A 21,360-nucleotide genomic window follows, 5' to 3' on the forward strand; every position below is an offset into this window, starting at 1 on the left:
AAAGTAGTGTTTTTTTATAAATTGTTGAGATCCTGGGCAATCAGCCACCCCTCACTCCAGCAAGCCTGAAAATTAAAACCTCCCGTTACCGCATCAATATTCAAAACCTCTCCGGCAACATAAAAATTAGGAAGTAATTTTGAAGACATATTTTTAAAGTTAATTTCCTTTAAATCAACACCTCCAGCCGTTACAAATTCATCCTTAAATGTTGATTTTCCGGTTACCTGAAACTTTTTCGCACAAAGGTTTTCCAGAATTTTCTGCATTTCCTTTCCTGAAATATTGGCAACCTGCTTGTTGAGGTCAACCTTTGAAATCTCCAGAATTTTCTGCCAGAATCTGTTTGTGATATCAAATATCTTGGATTGCCCGACAGTCTTTTTAGGATTGTTTTGTTTGAATTTCTGAAAGGTTTCTTCTGCCTCATCCACATCTATTGAAATAAAGTTAACCTCAATTTCAAAATTGTATTTAACCTTGGCAAGGCTTATCGCTTCCCATGCAGAAATTTTCAAGACAGCCGGCCCGGAAAGTCCCCAGTGGGTAATCAGCAAAGGACCGCTTTCTTCTGTCTTCAGTTTAGGAATTGAAATACCTGCGTTTTCAAAACTTGTTCCCGGAAGATCTTTTAGCAAATCATCCTTGATATTAAAAGTAAAAAGAGAAGGAACAAGGTCTATGATCTTATGTCCCAGATTTTCAATCATTTTTAAAGATTTGGGAGAGCTTCCGGTTGTATACACAATATAATCTGCTTCAAAGTCCCCGGAATTAGTTCTTACGATGTACTTTTCATCCAGTTTTTCAATCTCCTTTACGGCACATTTTGTTTTTACGGTAACATTTTTCTTTTGAGTTTCATTCAAAAAAGTATTGATGATAGTTTGTGAAGAATTGCTTTCAGGGAAAGTTCTGTTGTCATTTTCTATTTTCAACGGAACATTACGCTGATCAAACCATTCCATCGTATCTCCCGGCTGGAATTTGGTGAAAACACTTAATAATTCCTTGTTTCCACGCGGGTAAAACTGAACAAGTTCCCTTGGATCAAAGCATGCGTGGGTAACATTGCAGCGTCCGCCTCCGGAAATCTTTACTTTCTGAAGAACATCAGAGTTCTGTTCTAAAATCGTAATTGTATATTTCTTTTCGTCAAGGTTCGATGCGCAGAAAAAGCCTGCAGCCCCGCCTCCGATTATGATGATCTGTTTCATGTATATGTAATCCTATGCTGAAGATTATTTTTTCAAAAGTACAATTTTTATAAACCATCTTATTTGAGTATTTTTGAAGATTATAATTTTAATTATACCAAAAACGATTTTCATATGATTTTCTACCATAAATTTGAAGTGAGATGGAGTGATCTTGATGCCAATAAGCATTTGGCTAATTCATCCTATGTACAGTATTGTGCACAAGCCAGAATGGCTTTCATGACCAAAGAGAAAATGGGGGTTACCCAATTGAGCAGATGGGGAATTGGTCCGGTAATTCTGCATGAGAGATATTCTTTCTTCAAGGAGATCTATGCAGATCAGATCGTAATTGTAAGTGTAGAAATAGACGGTTGTTCAGAAGATTCTTCTATCTATCGTTTCGTACACAAATTCTATACACCGGATGGCATACACTGTGCTACAGCAGAAGCTACAGGGGTATGGATCGATATGATGCTTAGAAAAATGACGACTCCACCAGACGATGTAGTGGAGGCAATGAATAAATATAAAAGCCCGGAAACGGTGGTGCTTTCAAAAGAGGATTTTAAAAAGCTTCCTTTCCACCCACAAAATATTGATCCGGCAGAATTGACAAATTAATTCAAAATTTAAAGTTCAGGGTTCAATGTTATGAAAGACCTTTGGGTTATTAATGCATTTTACATTGGACATTGTACAAAAAAGAAATTTTATGTTTGAAGATAAATCACAGGAGCTTACGCCCATTTCAAAACTAGGAGAATTCGGTCTTATTAAGCATTTGACGGAGCATTTTCCATTATCCAATGAGTCTTCGGAGCTTGGAGTAGGAGATGATGCGGCAGTTGTTAATCCTGGCAATAAAAAAGTGGTTCTTACGACAGATGTTTTGGCGGAGGGTGTGCATTTTAACCTTGGTTACGTTCCATTAAAACATCTTGGTTACAAGGCGGTGGTAGTAAACCTTAGTGATATTGCTGCAATGAATGCCGTTCCTACACAGATTTTAGTTTCTCTGGCTGTTTCCAATCGTTTTCCAGTTGAAGCTTTAGAAGAAATTTATTCAGGAATTCAGGCAGCATGTGCAAGATACAAAGTTGACCTTATTGGAGGGGATACAACGAGTTCTAACGCAGGGTTGGTGATGAGTATTACTGCTGTAGGAATTGAAACTGACGAAAATATTGTCAAAAGAAGCGGAGCAAAGCCAAATGATCTTCTTGTAGTTACAGGAGATCTTGGAGGAGCCTATATGGGACTTCAGATTCTGGAAAGAGAGCATGCAGTTTATCTTGCAGATCCAAATATGCAGCCGGAAATGGAAGGCTATGACTATATCCTTGAGAGACAATTGAAGCCTGAAGCAAGAACAGATGTTAAAAATATTTTAGAAGAGTTGGATATTAGACCAACTTCTATGATTGATATTTCAGACGGCTTAGCTTCCGAGATTCTTCACCTTTCCGATCAGTCAAAAGTAGGATTTAGATTGTATGAAGAGAAAATTCCTTTAGATAATCTAACGATCTCTACAGCAGATGAAATGAACTTAAATCCTGTAATGACTGCATTAAGCGGAGGAGAAGATTATGAATTATTATTCACTATTTCACCCAATGACTTTGATAAAATTAAAAATCATCCGGACTTTACCATTATAGGACATGCCGTTGAAAAAGAAGATGGAAACTTTATGGTAGCAAGAGGATCAAACCAGCTGGTAGCGCTAACCGCTCAGGGATGGGATGCTTTTTTAAATCAATAAAATAAAAATTATATTTAATTTTAAATATTGTAAGAAAACCGCAGCACTTTTTTTGCTGTGGTTTTTGTTTATAGCTAAATAATTTAGTAATGATTACGCCAGAAAAAGAGATTCCGGTTCATCACCTGACTTCTGAAGAATTTCAGATGAGTACTCTGACTGATGCAGGTCCAGAGAACTTTCATGATGTTCACCGACATAATTTTTTTGAAATCATCTGGTTTATGGAAGTGTATGAAAACAGCCGATTAGAATTGGATTTTGAAAGGTATAAACTCGAGAACAATCAAATCTGTATCATTGCGCCGGGGCAGGCATTCAACATGAAATTAGAAGGAGAGAAGGGGTATGCCATGGCAATAAGTAGGGAAATTTTCAACGAAGCCTGTACCATAGAATCGGTGCTTACGGGAGGAGAGCTGCCCTTTTTTTTAAATCCCCAAAATGAAAAAACCTGCAGAACAATTATAGCATTGATGGAGCAGGAATATAAAACAACCGCAAGAACAGAACTCTTAAAGGCTTATCTGAAAGCGTTTTGTATCATCATCGGAGAACAAATTATTCCTCAGGAACCTTTATTGAATGACCGTCAGCGTATTCAGCAACTGGTAAAACTAATTGAGGAAAATTATATTACCCAAAAAAACACATCCTTTTATGCTGAACATTTAAAAATCAGTACCCATCACCTTAATGATATTGTTCGTTTGTTAAGAGCAACAACTGTGAAGAAAATGATTGCCCAAAGACTTATTCTCGAAGCCAAAAGAGAACTTAGTTTTGGAGCTTTATCCATTAAAGAGGTTGCTTTCAAGCTTGGTTTTAACGATACTTCATATTTTTCCCGATTTTTCAAGAAACATACCGGTCAAAACCCCGATTATTTTAAAAATAAAGAAAAAGAGTAATCTTCAATATGTACAATAATATTGATTTGAATTAATGGTTTTTGTTTATTTTTTATTTTAAAATCTTCAGTTTGTCCTGTTATTTCTTCAGTTCTGTTATTGAAACGCCTGCTTTTTTGGAGGACCTTTGCACCCCATGAAAACCCCATGAGTAGATTGTTTAATAATTAATACTATTTATGAAAAACCTAGGTGTCGTTATTTTTATTTTAGCCTTGCTTAATACGTTGGAATCGTTGAGTATAGACCTATATTTACCAGCATTCCCAAGTATGGCTCAAATTTTTCAGACGGATATCGGGCACATACAAATCTCCATCTCTGTATTTTTTGCAGGATTTGCCATTGGACAGCTTTTATGGGGGCCTTTATCAGATCATAAAGGAAGAAAACCGATGCTGTATTGTGGGCTGCTATTGTTTATTGTAGGAGCAATAGGAATCTATTTTACAAAAAATATCTATATGCTATGGGCCATGCGATTTCTACAGGCATTTGGAGGAAGTGCCGGAATTGTGATAGGAAGAGCCATCATTATAGATCTGTATGATAAACAAAAATCCGTAGCTATATTTTCCCAACAATCCCAGATCAGCGGAGTAGCACCTATTGTGGCACCTTTGCTGGGGAGTGTATTCCTTAAATTTTGGGGATGGAACAGTTCTTTTGCTTTCCTGGTAATATTGGGTTTTATAACATTGATTCTAGTATATAAATGTGTTCCTGAAACCAATGCGAGACTTCTATCCAAAGACAATGATGTTGTGGAGGAAAAAATAAACCTCATGGAACAGCTTAAAACAATTCTTGCGAACAGAGACTTTGTGAACAATACGATGATTGGAAGCATTGCTTTTGCTTCCCTGATTATTTATATTTCCAATGCTCCGTTTCTGTTTATGGAACTGCATGGTTTTTCCAGTGAAGTCTTCGGGTTTATATTCGCTTTCAATTCTGTGGCTTTAATCTTGGCGGCTTACATTACTCCAAGGCTGATCAAGAGGTTTGAAGAAACCAGAATTAAGTTCTGGGCCACTGTTGTTTTATTATCTTCCTGCTGTCTTCATATCCTGGTTTCAATGTATCAGCTGTCTGTTGGGTTGGAAATTGTATTGTTGCATATCTCGCTATTAGCCATAGGAATTTTATTCCCGATTACCTCTGCTCATGCCTTGTCACCATTTAAGGAGGGACGTGGCACAGCAGCAGCATTAATGGGTTTTATGCAACTAATGGTAACCTTTGTAATCTCAGGAATTGTAGGATTAATGGAAGCAGATTCAATCATCCCGATGGTGGTTACAAGAGCCTTAATAGGATTAATTGCCGTATGGTTTGGCTATCGTTCATTGAAACGAATCAAAGCATTTGCATAAGAAAAAGCAGGGTATATTAAGGTAGTTTTCAAAATAAGATCCTGTTACTATTCCTGTTGGTCATCATAGACCTACACTTAATCAAGTAATTTTTGAAAAAAATAGCCAAAAGGTTCTCTTTGCATAAAATTTAGAATATGAAAAGAAACCTTTTGACGGCTTTTTGCTGCCTATTGCCGTTAGGATATTTGATCAATGCACAGACGGGAATATCTGCAGAATTGAAGACAGAATACACACCCTTCTCCAACTATATTCGTCCGGAAGATAGTGTTAAAACCAACTCTAAGAGTGATTTTAAAAGAGTAAACCTGAATTTGAGTATTCCATTGTCTATCAAAAAGGACAATAATGGAAAGGTTAAAGCATGGTCTATGCTTCTCAGCGGATCCTATGCAAGGATATCACATAAAAACTACGAAACCCCGTTATTTCCGAGTGAAATGTTGAATGCTCAGGTTGGGCTGCAACACATAAGACCCTTAGGAAAGAAATGGAGTATGATGATGATGGCTTCAGTAGGATTGTATACCGATCTGGAAAGAATCAGTTCAGATGATATATTGGGACAAGGAGGAGTGTTGTTTATCAGACATTTTAATCCAAACCTTGCCTTAGGAGGAGGGCCAGTGCTTACAACAGCCTTTGGAACGCCAATGGTTTTGCCATGGATTTATTTTGATTGGAAAACCAACGGAAAGGTCAAGTTCAAGATTAACTTCCCTGAAGGAGCAGAGGCAGGATATCAATTTTCAGATGCCCTTACCCTAAAGGCAGTAGTGAACCTCAGTGGAATGTCAGTAGAAAGAAATAAGGACGGAAAATCTATGATGTTTGGTTATCAGCAGATTACGGCAGGTCTAAGACCGGAAATAAAGATCAATGATAAATTGAGCCTCGGTATTACAGGTGGATCAACTTTACTGAGAAACTTCAGTGAGAGTGAGCGAAAAATCTCAAGCATTTTTAAAGACAAAAAAATAGCAGATCCCAAGTTTACCAGTACATTCTATGCTGCCCTTGCAATACGCTGGAATTTACCTTAATAAAAAGGCTGGAGGAAAGAAGTGTGTGATCTTCAGATTACTACAATTTCTCTCTTCCAGCCCTTATTTTTTCCTTTATTTACTAATCAACTTCTTATACACTACCTGATTGAGCAATTCTTCTTTTCGGGTGCGGGAGATAGGAAGCTCTATCTTATTAATGAATAAACGCCCTCCGGAAATCATGTCAATATGGGTGATGTTGATTAAAAATGACTTATGAATCCTGAAGAAATGATCGGTGGGCAAGGATTCTTCAATAGCCTTCATGGTTTGATGGATGACCAGGAATTTATCCTTAAAATGAAGCTTGGTATAGTTCTGCATGCTTTCAACAAATAAAATATCTACCCAGGAAATCTTGATGAACGTATCAGATTGTCTTACATACAGAAAAGGATCATCCAAAGGCGTATTCTTTCTTAATTTTTCATTGATAATAAACTGTTGCTGAGCTTTATTCACTGCCTGATAAAAACGATTAAAGGCAATAGGCTTTAAAAGATAGTCGGCTACCTGTAGCCGAAATCCCTCCAATGCATATTCTGAATAAGCTGTTGTAAGGATACATAAAGGTGGATTTTCAAGCTGTTCCAAAAACTCAAGACCACTAAGGTAAGGCATATTGATATCCAGAAAAAGAAGATCTATTTCACTTTCCTTTACCTTGGTATCTGCCTCCAGTGCGGTGGCACACACTCCCTCCACGGATAAAAAATCAATCTGATCTGCCAATTCCTTAAGATGGAACCTTGCCAGTGGCTCATCATCTACAATCAGACATTTCATTTTAGGAATCATATTACTCATTTTTTTCAGAGAGTTTTAAGGTTAAAGTTACTTTATAAACAAGACCATCAGATTCAATTTTCAGGTCATGAGAATCCGGATATTGTAGTTTTAATCGTTTTTTTACATTTTGAAGACCAATTCCGCCGGCTCCGTCTTTCTTTTTGTACATGGCCACGTCAGAATAAGAATTTTCTACATAAAAAGAGAGATTTCCGGCTTCCTCCTTATAATTGATTTTAATGTAGCCTTTATGTCCCGGAAGCCTGCAAACATATTTAAAGGCGTTTTCAATAAAAGGAACCAAAAGTAAGGGAGCAATAAAAGCCTTTTTGCTTCCGATTTCCCAGGTTGACTTTACATCCAGCTCATTTCCCCACCTTAGCTTTTCCACCTCAACAAGATTTTGAAGATATTCAATTTCCTTATCCAGCGGAACCAGATTTTGATTGCAATGATACAGCTGATACCGCAGAATATCTGAAAACTTCATCAGTAAAAAATCGGCAAGCTCCGTATCGCGTTTCATCAGGATATGAATATGATTAAGGATATTGAATACCACATGCGGATTGATCTGATCCTGAAGAAGCTTAAGCTGATTTTCAAGATGGGCCTGCTGAAGGAGGATATGATCTCGCTCTATTCTTCCGTGTTCCTTATAGAATTTGATGCCACAGGCAGAGCCATTGATCAAAAAAGAGGCGGGTAAAGACATGTAAAAGCCCTTCCATAAAAAGGGAATGTGATCCCAAAATTTTGAAGGGAGCTGTCTTTTTGGAGAAACCTCGAGATATGTGAAAATAACAGAAAAAATGATACTCAAAAGAAAAATAACCATTACTGTCTGGATCAGAAACCTTTTCATTTTTTTTGCCCGTAAAGCTTTTGGGAGAAGTTTATTGGTTAAAAAATGGGTAAACATAAAAGAACTGATAGCAATGATAACAGCTTGAATGCTTGCGAGGTATTTGTCTGTGTCGGTTTGGAAATTGCACCATAATACAATCGTAAAAACAAGCCAGAAAATAAAGGTGAATATGTGTTCTCTTAAAACAAATGATTTTGTCATAGAAGCTTAAAATAATTTAATAAAAAAATAGAAACTGCAGAGCCGCAGTTTCTAATGAGTAAAGATAATTTAAGTTTTTAGAATAGAAAATAACCTATCCCAAGACTAAAACTATGTGGCTTGGATTTAAATTCCTTGCTGATGTTTGAAAGCCCGGTTTCATATCTCAGATCTACCGTAAAGTTCTTATAATCTACACCCACACCTCCTGTGACACCAATATTGGATTTATCAAAATTTTTAAAACCCTCCTGAAAAGCCTGTGAGCTGGATACTTTATTATTAAATGCATAGCTGTAGACTCCGCCGGCAAATACTCTTACATTAAAATCATCTGTATTTACCAGTTTATAACCAATGACCACTGGGATATCAATGGCATTCCAAGTAAGTTTTGCAGAACCACCGTCTTTTGTATCGTAGGATGTTTTTCTTTTGTTGAATAGAGCCTCTCCTTGTACATACAGGCTTCCAATGTCTAATCTTGTCATTACCCCTGCCTGATAACCGAAACCGTATTTCCCTTCCAAGGAAGAAGATTCCGTTGAGGTTTTTGTAAAATTTGCACCTCCCTTTACTCCAATATGAAAAGCAGGTGTTTGTTGTGCATGCGTTTCAATGGAGCAGGTAATACATAAAAATAATGAGCTGAGTGCCAAAAATTGTTGTTTCATAAATTGATTACTATTAAAAATTTGATGCAAAACAACGACTCTGGCAAGGATCATAAAATTTTATTTGACGAATGGCAATGGGATATTGATGAGTTGTAGATATGGAAAGAAAGGAAATTAAAGGTTTTTGTATTCATCCATAAGAATGAATAACCATGGAGAAATAATTGTAAATAATCACTAAATTCGAAGTATCTTGTCCTTATTAGGACAGGAGTTTATTCCAAAATTGATATGGCGAAAAAGAAAAATTATCTAAGCACTATTATGGTAATTGGGCTAATCATTTTAGGCTATTTAGGACTGAAGATTGCCCAAAAGTATAGTTTCAATAAGGAATATGAAAGTACATATAATGGAATTATCCTAACTCAAAAGCCCGGGTCCAGAGGTTTTGATGATTTATATTTATCAACAGGAAGCATCATGCACTTAGCTTTTTATGAAGGATGGGTGAAGGAAGTTTCATTGGTTGGAGATTCTTTGAGTAAGGATAAAAACTCCAGGGAAACAAGGATATATAAGAAAGATGAAAACAAGAAATACCAATATTATAAGTCCTTGGATATGATTTCCGATTAAAAGAAAACCCCAGTAGGGTGTACTGGGGTTTTTTCTTATTTTTTGAATGTTAAAACCAAAGGAATCGAAATCATGGATGATACAGGTTTTCCATTGCTTTCTGCAGGTTTCCACTTGCCATTCTCTCTGATACGGTAGAAAGCAGCTTCAATAAATGCATTTACATCGTCATTATTTCCCTTTACCTGAGCATTAAGCGCATTTCCCTTTGAATCTACTACAAAGCTTAAGGTTGCTTTATAAGAATCTGAAGTATAGTTTAAGAAAGTAAGATCTACAGCCTCATACAATGACTTTTGAAAAGCTGCTTTTCCGCCCTCGTATTCAGCTTCCTTGCTCACCTTTGTTTTAATAGGCGGGTCATTGGCTAATGCTTTCTTTTCGTCTTCAGAAATTTTCTCAAGGGCATTTTTATAGGATGTTATTTTATCTTCAGTAAGAAGCCACTCTAGCTTAGTTCTTAAATCATTAGGCTTAGGATATTTGTTATACAGGGCCTTTTTCTTTCTTTCATATTTAGAGTCTGCTTTCTCAAATCCCGAAACCTGGGCACTTCCGAAAGCAAACGAAAATATAAATGCTAATGCTAGGAGTTTATTCATCTCAATTAGGCTTTTACAATATTAATAATTACTCCGGTTGCCTTTTCCATACTTTCCAGGGCTACATATTCGTAAGGTCCGTGGAAGTTAATTCCTCCGGCAAAGATATTCGGGCAAGGAAGACCCATATAAGAAAGCTGTGCGCCATCTGTACCTCCTCTGATGGCCTTAATCTTAGGCTCAATACCAGCTTCAGTCATTGCCTTGGCAGCAAGATCTACAATGTGCATTTTGCCCTCGAATTGCTGCTTCATATTTCTGTACTGCTCCTTGATTTCTACCTCAGCAGTTCCTTCACCATGTTTTTGGTTAAATTCGGCAACCTTTTCCTCCAAGAATTTCTTTCTTGCCTCATATTTATCAGCGTCATGGTCACGAATGATATATTGAAGTTTAGCCTCTGAAATATCAGCGGTAACATCCATTAAGTGATAGAAACCATCAAACCCTTTTGTGGTAGTCGGCGTTTCGTTGGCAGGAAGCATCTGGATAAACTCAGCAGCTAATAATGCAGCATTTACCATTTTACCGTAAGCATAACCTGGGTGTACGCTTAATCCGTGGATTTTTACCACAGCTCCCGCAGCATTGAAGTTCTCATATTCCAATTCTCCAACTTCTCCACCGTCCATAGTATAGGCCCATTCAGCACCAAATTTAGCTACATCAAACTTGTGTGCACCTCTTCCGATTTCTTCATCAGGAGTAAATCCTACAGCAATTCTTCCATGCTTAATCTCAGGGTGTGCAATCAGATATTCGGCAGCCGTTACAATTTCTGCACAACCAGCCTTGTCATCAGCACCAAGAAGAGTAGTCCCGTCTGTTGTGATTAACGTCTGACCAATATATTTTTTTAGACTTTCAAATTTTGAAGAAGATAATGTGAATCCGGTAGTCTGGTTCAGTAGAAGATCATTTCCGTCATAATTTTCCCAAACCTGAGGTTTTACATTTTCTCCGTTGAAGTCCGGTGATGTATCATAGTGTGAAATGAACCCAATTGTAGGTCTGTTATCATTTTCCAGGTTAGATGGAACATAGCCCATAATATACCCGTTTTCATCAATTGAAACATCTTCCAGACCGATCGTTTTCAGCTCTTCTGTAATGTAATTGGCAATATCCCACTGGCGAGGAGTAGAAGGAGTAGCCTCACTTTCTGCATCACTGGTTGAATATATTTTTACATAGCTAAGAAAACGGTTCAGTAATTTCTCTTTCCATAATGGATTGAATTCTATTGTACTCATCAGATTGATCATAAATTTTAACAAAGTTAGCAAATTTGGCGCTCAGAATACGTTATTTGCGACTGAATATCAATTATTGAAATTATAAATCAGATATAAATATTTGAAAATCAAAATAGTGTTAGATTTGTATGTACAGTATACGAACTAGTTTAGTTTTATTATATTTGAGAAAATCAAAAAGTAAAAATGTTTCTTACCGAATGTCCTAGAGATGCCATGCAGGGATGGGGAGAGTTTATCCCTACCAGTAAAAAAATAGATTATATCAACTCCTTAATGGATGTTGGCTTTGATGTATTGGATTGTCTGAGCTTTGTATCTCCAAAAGCAATTCCACAGATGGCTGACTCTGATGAGGTGGCTGAAAATATTGATAAATCCCGTTCCAAGACAAAAGTTTCTGCCATTATTGGAAACTATAGAGGAGCTGAAAAAGCGTTGAAACATGAGTCGGTGGATATTCTTGGATTTCCATTCTCTATTTCTGAAACCTTTCAGCATAGAAATACCAATAAAAGTCAGGAAGAGGCTTTTGATGAAATCATTAAAATGCTGGAATTGGTAAAAAGTGAAGGAAAACAACTAAATATTTACTTCTCCATGGCTTTTGGAAACCCTTATGGTGAAATGTGGAAGTGGGAAGATGTAGACCAATGGGCACAAAGATTTTCGGACATTGGTGTAAAAGATATTCTGCTTTCTGACACAACAGGAGTGGCAACACCGGAAACAATTGCTCTTTTATTTGAAAAAATCCCATCAAAATACCCTGAGATTAACTTCGGAGGACACTTTCATAATCGTTATGAGGAATCTTATTCAAAATTAAAAGCGGCCTACGACAAAGGTTGCAGAAGATTTGACAGTGCAATCAAGGGTATTGGAGGATGTCCCATGGCCAAGGATGATCTTGTAGGAAATATGCCTACGGAACAGGTGATTAATTTTATGAGTGTTGAAAAAGCAGACCATAAACTGAATCTGCTGAATTTTGAAAGCTCTTATAACAAGGCTAAGGATATTTTTCATTTTTAAATAGTTATAAAAAATAAAAAAATCAATAGGAGCGGGCTTTAGCCCGCTTTACTATATTAATATACACATGGCTTTAGCCAAAATTTAATTAAAATCAAACCAAAAATTAATACAATGTCTCCAATAATTTCATCATCCGAGTTAAAGAAAAATTTTTCAGAAAACCTCATCATCATTGATGCAAGAGTCGGAAAAGATATCAAGCAAAGCTACCTGGAAAAGCACATTAAAGGAGCAAGATTCATTGATCTGGATAAAGATCTGGCTGAGATAGGAGAAAATGCCGCTTTTGGAGGAAGACACCCGCTTCCAAGTATTGAAAAATTTGCAACAACTCTTTCAAATCTTGGAATAGCTGAAAGTTCCCACATTGTTATTTATGATGATAAAAACGGTTCTAATGCAGCTGCAAGAGCCTGGTGGATGCTAAGATCCTTTGGGTTGGAAAACGTACAGGTTCTTAGTGGAGGAATACAGTCTGCCGAAAAGGAAAGCATAGAATTTTCATCAGGAGAAGAAATATTTGAAAAAGCTCCATTGATTAAAAAAGAGGATTGGATATTTCCAATTTCAAGCCTTGAAGAGGTTGAAAGTCAATTGAAAAGTAATTCCTCTACAGTTATTGATGTAAGGGATGCCTATAGATACAGAGGAGAATCTGAGCCTATTGATTTGGTTGCAGGGCATATTCCGGGAGCTATCAATATTCCTTTTTCTGAAAATCTTGATGAAAATGGATTGTTCTTAAGCCCTGAAATTTTAAAAGAAAAATATCACGAATTACTGAAGAATAATCCTGAAAATCTGATTATTCATTGTGGATCCGGAGTTACGGCATGTCATACTATTTTAGCAATGGATTATGCAGGATTTCCAATACCGAAACTATATGTAGGCTCATGGAGCGAATGGAGCAGGAGAGAGGGAAAAGAAATAGCAAAAGAAATTTAAAATAAACCCTAAGTTCTTGGTTTTAATGATACAAAAAAGGATGTCATAACCTGACATCCTTTTTATTTGAGTATACTATTGAACAATAGTATTTTTCTTTTTAGAAAATACCGAAATTTTATAGCATTCCTAGTTCAAACTTAGCTTCTTCACTCATCATGTCCTTATTCCAGCTCGGTTCAAAAGTAAGTTCTAAATCAACACTCTTTACATTCTCTACTTCTGCTACCTTGTCCTTTACTTCCTGAGGAAGAGTCTCTGCCACGGGGCAGTTAGGAGTAGTAAGTGTCATTATAATTTTTACGTCAGCATCATCGGAGATCTGTACATCATAAATAAGCCCTAATTCGTAAATATCTACCGGAATTTCGGGGTCATATACGGTTTTTAGCACGCTGATGATTTCCTCACCAATGTCAGCAATTTGATCGTCTGTAAATTTCATTTTTTAATCTAGATTGATATTCCTTTTCAACAAATCTTCCTGACGCATACGTCGGAAAATATTTGCCAAAGTTAAGACATCTTTTTCACAATAGTCAACAATTCGCTGCAAGTCTTTTTCTATGTAGTAAATTGATGAAACCATTGAGCCGTCGATATCATCCTTTGGAGTAGGAATACCAAAGACATGAGCCAATAATTCTAATGATACAAAACTTTTATAATCCCCAAACTTCCACAGTTCCATGGTATCTATATGAGGAACCTCCCAAGGTTTTTTTCCAAACATTTGGAACGGTGCGGGAGGCTGCATTCCATTGATGAGGTATCTTCTGGCAATCCATGGGAAGTCAAATTCTTTTCCATTGTGCGCACAGAGAATTACATTATGAAGCCTCGGGCTGTTGAAGACTTCTCCAAATTCCTGAAGCATCTTTTTTTCATCATGTCCTGAGAAGCTTTTAATTTTAAGAGTTTCATTCTTTTCAAGCATTCCGATGGTGATGCAGATGATTTTTCCAAATTCCGCCATAATTCCGGCCCTGTCATAGAATTCTTCTGCAGAAATATCTTCCTTTCTCTGGAATTTTGTTTTTTTGTCCCAGAGATACTGCTCGGTTTCTGATAATTCGTCCCAGGATCCAGCCTGTGGAACGGTCTCTATATCAAGGAATAAGATTCTTTCTAATGGTATGTTCTGTATCATGTGTGTTTTTTATTTGCTATCCTACCTGCATTCCGTTTTTTGTGGGCAATGAGGGACTTAAAAGGGTGACATCTTTTTTGTCTTCTCCATATAATCCTAAGACCAAGCATTCACTAAAAAAGTTGGCAATCTGTTTTTTAGGGAAATTGACAACTGCTAAAATTTGTTTTCCCACCAGTTCTTCTTTTTCATAAAGAGAAGTGATCTGAGCTGCGGATTTTCTGATTCCCAGATCTCCAAAGTCTATTTCCAGCTGATAAGACGGGTTTCTTGCCTTTTCAAAATCATTTACTGAAAGGATGGTTCCACATCTGATGTCTATTTTTTCAAAATCTGCCCAAGTGATGTCTGGTTTTGTGGTCATGGTAATGCGTTAATTAAATGTTCTACTTCTGTTTTCTGTTCTTCATATTTTTGTTGTAAGACTGAGTTTTCACCCATTCTTTTATAATATTCCAAAGCCTTGTTTCCAAAGAATTTTTTATGAAAATCTGAAACCTCAGGGACCTTTGGGAAAACCTTATGAAAAAGCATCTCGTAATAGGCCTGAAACTCTCTTTCATTTTTGTCTTCGATCACCTGTCCGGGAGCCTTTTGTCTTACGTGAAGCATTTCGTGGGCTACCATATTCAGGACAAGATTCAGGTCAAAATCAAATAAATTTCTGGGAATCATTACGGTTTGTGGCCCGCCCAATTCTCCCTCTGCTGTAAGAAGCATTGAGGTGGGAGAAAGCTCTTCCCTGAATCCAAAACCCGCAAAATTTTCATGTTCCAGATTAAAGGAGTGAATCAGATACTTTGCGGCATCCAAAATCTGGTTATGTTCCTTGTAGGCATCAAGGTGTAGATGGATTTGCTCGAAATTCATTGGGAATATGTTTTATAACAAATGTATTAAAATATTGAGAATATTAGTAATGTTTATAGAGGTGACAAATAGAGAATGATTAAATAATTTTTAAATCCTACAATTGTATCCGTCCAATTAAAAAAATCTGTGTCTGTGCTTATTCATGTTATCTTCCGAAATTTACTTAAGATAAATATATAATAATAGACGCATGAAAATCACAATAGTAGGTTATAAAAAAGAAGCGAGACTTTCTCAGGGAGTGGCGAATGATGAAGATACAGAACTCATTAATTTTTTAAAAGGCAAAGGGTTGGACGTTGTTCCCACAATCTGGAATGATGAAAATGTAAACTGGAGCAGTTTTGATGTGGCAATTATTAAATCTCCGTGGGACTACCATAACCATTTAGAAGAGTTTTTGGACTGGCTGGAACGTGTTGAGGATCTGGGTGTTAAAGTTTTAAACCCCGTAGAAATTATTACGTGGAACAGTGATAAACATTATCTCAAGGATATTTCTGAAAAGGGGCTTCCTGTAATTCCGGCAGAATATCTGGACAAAGATTCATCTTTTGATAATCATTTTTTTGATCTTTTTAAAACCGATAAATTGGTGGTAAAACCTTGCGTAAGTGCAGGGGCACAAAATACGATCACAGTCAGTAAGGATAATTTTAATGAGCGATCCACAGAAATTGAACAGCTTCTGAAAGAGCAGGATTATATGGTACAACCATTTGTGGAGGAAATTAAAAATGGAGAATGGTCGTTCCTGTTTTTCAATGGAAAATATAGCCACTGTTCTTTAAAAACTCCTAAAGAAGGTGATTTCAGAGTGCAGCACTATCATGGCGGAAGCATTAGCTATCCAGCCCCAGAGCCGCTGCATGTAGAACAGGCAGGAGCTTATTTAAAAAGCCTGCCACAATCAACACTTTATGCAAGAGTGGATGGTGTTTTAATTAATAATTCATTTTATTTAATGGAATTAGAGCTGATAGAACCCTATTTATTTTTGAATGAAGATCATCACCTATTGGAAAACTATTATGAAGCATTAATGGAACTGGTTTCTTAAAAAAAGACTTGCCAATTTCCGTTTGAAGTGTTTTTCTATTGAAGAACTACTTCATAATTTCAAATTTCATTATAGGCATCACAGGTGTATCATCTGCTGGATCGGTACTGCTTAAAAAAGTCAATCCCTCACTTGTTGCTTTTAAGATAAAACCGTTTTGGGGATAAACTGATTTTGGATTATTATTTTTTACCATATAGGTTATAGTTCCTGAAGTAATATCTTCATTCATCTTACATTTAATTTCCTTAATGATAAAGTTGGTTATTGTCTTTTCTTGTTTATTCGGTTTCTGAACATTGGTAATGATGGTGGATTGAAGCGGATCTATGATTATTTCGGATGGAATATACATTTCAAAATTGTTCTTAGCTAAAACAATTTTATCTGAAACCAGCCTCATCTTTTGCATACATTGCTTGCTGATATCTTTCTGTAATTTAAAATTTTGGGCTGATAATGAGCATCCAATAAATAAAACGAAAATAATAAGATATCTATGAGAAAGAAAAAGATGGGACATAATGGTTATTGTTGTTAATTAAAATATATTCATAGAAGCCTCTTTGCTCCGTTAGCAATAATATGAAATTAAAATAAAAATAGGACCGAAAATCTATTTCGGTCCTATTAAACAAGATTAAGTGTAAAATTTAGCCTTTAAAGGCAAAAAGGATAATTCAAAAGTGTACAGATTTTTATTGATTCTTAATCTATGTTTAAAGGAATTGATAATAAAGGCACTTTATTTTTGTACGCCATGATGGCGGTTTTGCTTCGGTGAAAAAGAGACTCCACAAGGTTGTATCTGTAAGGGATCATGGTAAGCAGATCAGCATTGGTAAGCTTAACTTCTTCTTCGATGGCTTTGATGATTTCCATAGACTGGGTCATTTTAAAACTGTACTTAATATCGTCCATGTTGTATCCCGAATTTAAGTCGATGTCTTCAATGACTTCTGTAAAATCCTCCAGACTTTCGCTTACATTGAATACCTCTATCTCGGAACTGAATTCACTGATGAAATAATAAATATCATTCATGGCAGACCAGGTCATGGACTTGTGGTTATCATAAGCAAAAAGAATTTTTCGGATGCCTGTATATTCTATATGCCCGGGAACAATCAATATAGGGGTTTTTATCCTGTGGATGGCTTTCGTTACTGTATTTCCCAATAGCCTTTGCTCAAGCGTTTTTTCTGCCATTCCCATAACAATGAAATCGCCCTTGGTGGTTTGTATACAATTATTAAGCTCTTCAATAAAGTTTCCTGAGGCCAGATAATATTCTGTTTCTATATTGTATAATGTACTGATTGTTTTTGCCTTATCAGCAAGTTTTATTTGATTTTTAAGGGTTTGTTCATAAAAAAAATCAGTAGAAACCTGGGCATTCAAAGCATGAATGGAAATGCTCTGTAAGTTGAACAGAACGACCTTATATTGGTTCTCCTTAGCTATGGAGGCCGCATAATGAGTGGCATTTTCAGCTTCCTGAAAAAAATCTGTGCAGACAATTATAGTTTTCATTGTACCGGATTTGATACTGCAAAACTAAGGCGGGATGCCTTTCTATCTCATTAAAAATATGGTGACATTGCATAAAGTGATGATGAAATGTATTTTTCTGGTGATGAAACGTTGGCTTCCATTTGAACCTTTCTATTGTATGTTTCAGGTCGCGTTTTGGCGGTCTCGTTCAAAATAGGCCATTCCTTTCTAAAATCTATTTCTATATTTACACTCACAAAGTCTCGGATATGAGTAGGGTTTCGACCATTAGAAAAAATATAGTACGGAGTAAAAAAATACTTTCTGCAATGAAAAGGAGGCTGGTGATCTGGGCTGTAGCTGTCATTGCTTTTTGTGGCTTTTCTTATCTGATTGACCCCTTTGATCCCGTTTGGCAAGGATACTTAGAGACTCCGTTGCAAATGGTAATTGAAGATGCCCTTTGGGTACTTCTTTTTTCGGTAATCATCTCAGAGGTTAGTATATTCATAGATTTGACCCTTAATAAGTTACTTCCTTGGAAAGATCGTACGATAAAGCGATTACTAATCCAGGGGTTTCTTCAGATTGTAGGAAGTGTCCTGATCGTTATGATCATTAATGCTATTGTAGATTGTACCTCAGACAACTTGCCGGAAATGGATTCCAGAAAAGAATATACATTATTAGGGCAATGGGTAGCCACCAATATTGTGATATCCCTTATCATCAGTGGATTTAACACGGTGGATTATTTACTTCAAAACTGGAAAAAAACAGCCGTAGAAGCTGCCCAGCATAAAGTAAGGGCTTCCAAGCATAAGCAGGCAGCAATGGCCGCAGAACTTCAGGCACTTAAGCTACAGATAGACCCGCATTTTATCTTTAATAATCTCAGTGTTTTGTCGGAACTTATTTTGGAAGACCAGCAATTGGGGTATGAATATTCAGAAAAATTTGCAAGAGTATATCGATATCTTCTGGTGAATTCCAAAAAAGACATCATTGTCGTAGAAGAGGAACTAAAGTTTTTGGATTCTTATATTTTCCTGATTGAAAAAAGAATTGGTGAGGGAGTAATATTTAAAATTGATATTCAGGATAAGTACAGATCTATGTACACCCTTCCATTATCCCTACAGTTATTGGTTGAAAATGCAATAAAGCACAACCAAACCTCAAAGGCAAATCCACTGGAGATTCATGTATATACAAATTCTATCGGCGAACTGGTTGTTTCCAATACGTTTTTACCACTGATTAATAAGCCGGATTCCTCAGGAGTTGGCCTTACCAATATCATCACAAGATATGAGATTCTGGGGTACACAAAACCGATAATAGAAAAAACTGAAGATAAATTTATTGTAAAACTTCCATTGATATGAAGATTAATAAAATTTTAATAGTCGAGGATGAAAGGCCCAATGCAGATAGGCTGAAAAGACTATTGCTAAAGCTAAGACCCCATATTGAAATATTGTCCGTAGAAGATTCAATTACATCTACGGTAAACTGGTTGGAAAACAATGTGGTGCCGGATGTTATTATGATGGATGTTCGTCTGGCAGATGGGTTAAGTTTTGAGATCTTTAATAAACATGAAATTAAAAGTGCAGTAATATTCACAACAGCCTATGATGAATATGCGGTACAGGCTTTTAAATATAACAGCATCGATTATCTTTTAAAACCTATAGATGAAGAAGAGTTGGATGCCGCTCTCAAGCGCTACGAAACCTTTATGGAATCTGTTCCCGTAGTAGGCTCAGCAATAGAGGGCTTACTCAATTATATCCAGCCGAAAGATTATAGAAAACGTTTTCTCATTACACACCGTGATGGCTATAAAACGGTTTTAGCAGAAGACATTTTATACTTTTATACAGAACTGGGAATGAGTAAGGCAATGCTAAATACAGGTATTGTAGAGAATATTCCGCAAACATTGGAAGAGCTTGAAAAACAACTGGATCCGAAATTCTTTTTCAGGGCAAACAGACAATTTATAATCCATATAGATTCTGTAAAACAGATCTTCAATCACTTTAATGGTAAGCTTAAACTGGAACTCAGAAAACAACCGGAAATGGAAGTTATCGTAAGCAGAGAAAAAGCATCCATATTCAAATCCTGGATGGATTATTAGTTAGAAAATAAACATACATTATATAAAAAGCTGTCTTATTAAGGCAGCTTTTATCTTTTCCATACGTAAGCAAAAAGCGCTATTTAATGGTTCTGAATAGAGTGAAAAGCTCCCTTTCCTTTCATTTTTGGTATCATACGCTTCACCTGCGATTAATTACGTTTCACCAGATTTTTAGATGAATATCCCTATTATATGAATTTATTTTGCTGTTGTAAAATTTAAAATCAAATGTTATGAATTACAGAAAAGGATATCTGGCACTTTCACTTACAGCAGCAGTAATACTGTACTCCTGTGGTTCTGGGAACGGTCAGGAAAATGCCCAACAGCAGCCGGCACTTCCTACCGACTTTATCCAGGTGAAATCCGGAAATGCAGATGTTTCTACGGGATACCCGGGAAGTATAGAGGGACAGGATAATGTAGACATTAAGGCTCAGGTAACAGGATACCTGGAAGCTGTATATATAAAAGAGGGACAATACGTGAGCAAGGGGCAAACCTTATTTAGGATTAACCCATCCGTATATAATGAGCAGGTTAATACCAATGAAGCTGCATTAAAAGCCGCATTAGCTTCTCAGGAAACAGCAAGACTAGAAGTTGAAAAATTAAGACCATTGGTAGAAGGAAAAGTTGTTTCCGATATGCAGCTGAAGACAGCACAGGCAAGTCTTAAGGCCGCATCAGCACAAGTGGCACAAGCACAGTCTTCATTGGGTTCCTCAAAGATCAATGCGAACTTTACCTATATCAAGGCACCGGTGAGCGGATACATAGGAAGAATCCCGAACAGGGTAGGAAACCTCATCAGTCCGTCTGACCCGTCTCCATTAACAACGCTTTCAAACATCAGTAGTGTAAATGTTTACTTCTCAATGAACGAAGCAGACTTTATTGCCCATAGCAGAGCTGCAGCTTCAGGTGGAAGTGTAGACAACGTAGAACTTGTTTTAGCAGACGGATCCACCTACTCATTCAAAGGAAAGCTGGAAAATGCCAGTGGAAACTTTGATAAAAATACAGGAAGTATTCAGATGAAAGCAGTTTTCCAAAATCCTGATAAGTTGCTAAGATCAGGAGGAACCGCCAGAGTGATGCTTCACAATGCATTGGATGGGGTTGTCAGGCTTCCAAAGACTTCGGTAAAGGATATTCAGGATAAATTCTTTGTCTATAAACTTGAAGGTAAAGATAAAGTGAAGATGACTCAGATTGAAGTATCAGGAAGCACATCTCAGGATTACTTTGTAAAAAATGGAGTGAATGCAGGAGATAAAATTGCAATCAATAGGATAGATGCCCTTACAGATGGGGCTCCGGTTGCAGCTAAAGTGATTCCTTCAAAATAATTTTATAATCATTCT

General features: G+C 36.6%; 24 protein-coding genes. 12 read left to right on the forward strand and 12 right to left on the reverse strand.

Going from position 1 to position 21,360, the window contains the following annotated elements:
* Window positions 1–14 precede the first annotated feature (14 nt).
* Window positions 15–1,217: a BaiN/RdsA family NAD(P)/FAD-dependent oxidoreductase gene (locus EG359_RS14955; protein ID WP_076352953.1), complete on the reverse strand. Its 1,203-nt coding sequence runs from the start codon at window positions 1,215–1,217 to the stop codon at window positions 15–17.
* 114 nt (window positions 1,218–1,331) lie between these two features.
* Here EG359_RS14955 and EG359_RS14960 point away from each other — a divergent pair, with 114 nt between their 5' ends.
* The 5 genes from EG359_RS14960 to EG359_RS14980 all read left to right on the forward strand — a co-directional run bounded on the left by EG359_RS14960 (window position 1,332) and on the right by EG359_RS14980 (window position 6,303).
* Window positions 1,332–1,826: an acyl-CoA thioesterase gene (locus EG359_RS14960; RefSeq protein WP_076353405.1), complete on the forward strand. Its 495-nt coding sequence runs from the start codon at window positions 1,332–1,334 to the stop codon at window positions 1,824–1,826.
* 91 nt (window positions 1,827–1,917) lie between these two features.
* On the forward strand, window positions 1,918–2,970 hold the full coding sequence (gene thiL, locus EG359_RS14965; RefSeq protein WP_076353407.1) for a thiamine-phosphate kinase: 1,053 nt from the start codon (window positions 1,918–1,920) through the stop codon (window positions 2,968–2,970).
* Between the two features lie 89 nt (window positions 2,971–3,059).
* A complete protein-coding gene (locus tag EG359_RS14970; RefSeq protein ID WP_076352954.1) occupies window positions 3,060–3,881 on the forward strand; it encodes a helix-turn-helix domain-containing protein in 822 nt (273 codons plus the stop codon).
* A gap of 179 nt (window positions 3,882–4,060) precedes the next feature.
* Window positions 4,061–5,257, forward strand: coding sequence for a multidrug effflux MFS transporter (locus EG359_RS14975; protein ID WP_076352955.1), 1,197 nt, complete (start codon window positions 4,061–4,063; stop codon window positions 5,255–5,257).
* Between the two features lie 137 nt (window positions 5,258–5,394).
* Window positions 5,395–6,303, forward strand: coding sequence for a DUF6268 family outer membrane beta-barrel protein (locus EG359_RS14980; protein WP_076352956.1), 909 nt, complete (start codon window positions 5,395–5,397; stop codon window positions 6,301–6,303).
* A 75-nt stretch (window positions 6,304–6,378) separates the two neighbouring features.
* Here the strand turns inward: EG359_RS14980 and EG359_RS14985 are convergent, their stop codons facing one another.
* The 3 genes from EG359_RS14985 to EG359_RS14995 all read right to left on the reverse strand — a co-directional run bounded on the left by EG359_RS14985 (window position 6,379) and on the right by EG359_RS14995 (window position 8,838).
* Entirely contained in the window at window positions 6,379–7,113 is a 735-nt protein-coding gene (locus EG359_RS14985; RefSeq protein WP_076352957.1) for a LytR/AlgR family response regulator transcription factor, read from the reverse strand.
* Window positions 7,106–8,164, reverse strand: a complete 1,059-nt coding sequence (locus tag EG359_RS14990) for a sensor histidine kinase (RefSeq protein ID WP_076352958.1) — start codon at window positions 8,162–8,164, stop codon at window positions 7,106–7,108. The genes EG359_RS14985 and EG359_RS14990 overlap by 8 nt, the downstream gene beginning before the upstream one ends.
* 77 nt (window positions 8,165–8,241) lie before the next feature.
* Window positions 8,242–8,838: a porin family protein gene (locus tag EG359_RS14995; protein WP_076352959.1), complete on the reverse strand. Its 597-nt coding sequence runs from the start codon at window positions 8,836–8,838 to the stop codon at window positions 8,242–8,244.
* A gap of 234 nt (window positions 8,839–9,072) precedes the next feature.
* Between EG359_RS14995 and EG359_RS15000 the strand changes: the two genes are divergently transcribed.
* Window positions 9,073–9,420, forward strand: a complete 348-nt coding sequence (locus tag EG359_RS15000) for a hypothetical protein (protein WP_076352960.1) — start codon at window positions 9,073–9,075, stop codon at window positions 9,418–9,420.
* A 35-nt stretch (window positions 9,421–9,455) separates the two neighbouring features.
* Here EG359_RS15000 and EG359_RS15005 read toward each other — a convergent pair whose 3' ends face one another.
* Entirely contained in the window at window positions 9,456–10,022 is a 567-nt protein-coding gene (locus EG359_RS15005; protein WP_076352961.1) for an energy transducer TonB, read from the reverse strand.
* Window positions 10,023–10,027: 5 nt separating this feature from the next.
* Window positions 10,028–11,275, reverse strand: a complete 1,248-nt coding sequence (gene pepT, locus EG359_RS15010; protein ID WP_076353409.1) for a peptidase T — start codon at window positions 11,273–11,275, stop codon at window positions 10,028–10,030.
* A gap of 189 nt (window positions 11,276–11,464) precedes the next feature.
* On the opposite strand from pepT, the gene EG359_RS15015 reads away from it, so the two are divergent.
* Together EG359_RS15015 and EG359_RS15020 are read left to right on the forward strand one after the other, a co-directional pair.
* Window positions 11,465–12,313: a hydroxymethylglutaryl-CoA lyase gene (locus EG359_RS15015; protein ID WP_076352962.1), complete on the forward strand. Its 849-nt coding sequence runs from the start codon at window positions 11,465–11,467 to the stop codon at window positions 12,311–12,313.
* A 114-nt stretch (window positions 12,314–12,427) separates the two neighbouring features.
* Complete coding sequence (locus tag EG359_RS15020; protein ID WP_076352963.1) at window positions 12,428–13,264, forward strand: sulfurtransferase; 837 nt, start codon at window positions 12,428–12,430, stop codon at window positions 13,262–13,264.
* A 118-nt stretch (window positions 13,265–13,382) separates the two neighbouring features.
* Here EG359_RS15020 and EG359_RS15025 read toward each other — a convergent pair whose 3' ends face one another.
* The 4 genes from EG359_RS15025 to EG359_RS15040 are packed head-to-tail and all read right to left on the reverse strand — an operon-like array spanning window position 13,383 to window position 15,284.
* Entirely contained in the window at window positions 13,383–13,709 is a 327-nt protein-coding gene (locus EG359_RS15025; protein WP_076352964.1) for an SUF system Fe-S cluster assembly protein, read from the reverse strand.
* Between the two features lie 3 nt (window positions 13,710–13,712).
* Complete coding sequence (locus tag EG359_RS15030) at window positions 13,713–14,414, reverse strand: 3'-5' exonuclease (protein ID WP_076352965.1); 702 nt, start codon at window positions 14,412–14,414, stop codon at window positions 13,713–13,715.
* A gap of 16 nt (window positions 14,415–14,430) precedes the next feature.
* Window positions 14,431–14,778 (reverse strand): tRNA-binding protein, encoded by a 348-nt coding sequence (locus tag EG359_RS15035; RefSeq protein WP_076352966.1) that lies wholly within the window; start codon window positions 14,776–14,778, stop codon window positions 14,431–14,433.
* Window positions 14,775–15,284, reverse strand: a complete 510-nt coding sequence (locus EG359_RS15040; RefSeq protein WP_076352967.1) for a hypothetical protein — start codon at window positions 15,282–15,284, stop codon at window positions 14,775–14,777. Before EG359_RS15040 ends, EG359_RS15035 begins: the two co-directional genes overlap by 4 nt.
* 193 nt (window positions 15,285–15,477) lie before the next feature.
* Here EG359_RS15040 and EG359_RS15045 point away from each other — a divergent pair, with 193 nt between their 5' ends.
* Window positions 15,478–16,347, forward strand: coding sequence for an ATP-grasp domain-containing protein (locus EG359_RS15045; RefSeq protein WP_076352968.1), 870 nt, complete (start codon window positions 15,478–15,480; stop codon window positions 16,345–16,347).
* Window positions 16,348–16,393: 46 nt separating this feature from the next.
* On the opposite strand, the gene EG359_RS15050 is transcribed toward EG359_RS15045, so the two are convergent.
* Entirely contained in the window at window positions 16,394–16,870 is a 477-nt protein-coding gene (locus EG359_RS15050) for a hypothetical protein (protein WP_076352969.1), read from the reverse strand.
* A 185-nt stretch (window positions 16,871–17,055) separates the two neighbouring features.
* Window positions 17,056–17,880 (reverse strand): universal stress protein, encoded by an 825-nt coding sequence (locus tag EG359_RS15055; protein WP_076352970.1) that lies wholly within the window; start codon window positions 17,878–17,880, stop codon window positions 17,056–17,058.
* A 290-nt stretch (window positions 17,881–18,170) separates the two neighbouring features.
* On the opposite strand from EG359_RS15055, the gene EG359_RS15060 reads away from it, so the two are divergent.
* From EG359_RS15060 to EG359_RS15070, 3 genes are all read left to right on the forward strand, one after another.
* Entirely contained in the window at window positions 18,171–19,229 is a 1,059-nt protein-coding gene (locus tag EG359_RS15060; RefSeq protein WP_228434977.1) for a sensor histidine kinase, read from the forward strand.
* Window positions 19,226–19,990: a LytR/AlgR family response regulator transcription factor gene (locus EG359_RS15065; RefSeq protein ID WP_076352972.1), complete on the forward strand. Its 765-nt coding sequence runs from the start codon at window positions 19,226–19,228 to the stop codon at window positions 19,988–19,990. The genes EG359_RS15060 and EG359_RS15065 overlap by 4 nt, the downstream gene beginning before the upstream one ends.
* 236 nt (window positions 19,991–20,226) lie before the next feature.
* A complete protein-coding gene (locus tag EG359_RS15070; protein ID WP_076352973.1) occupies window positions 20,227–21,345 on the forward strand; it encodes an efflux RND transporter periplasmic adaptor subunit in 1,119 nt (372 codons plus the stop codon).
* The last annotated feature ends 15 nt before the right edge of the window (window positions 21,346–21,360 follow it).

Origin of the sequence: Chryseobacterium joostei (assembly GCF_003815775.1) — a bacterium.
Classification (GTDB): domain Bacteria; phylum Bacteroidota; class Bacteroidia; order Flavobacteriales; family Weeksellaceae; genus Chryseobacterium; species Chryseobacterium joostei.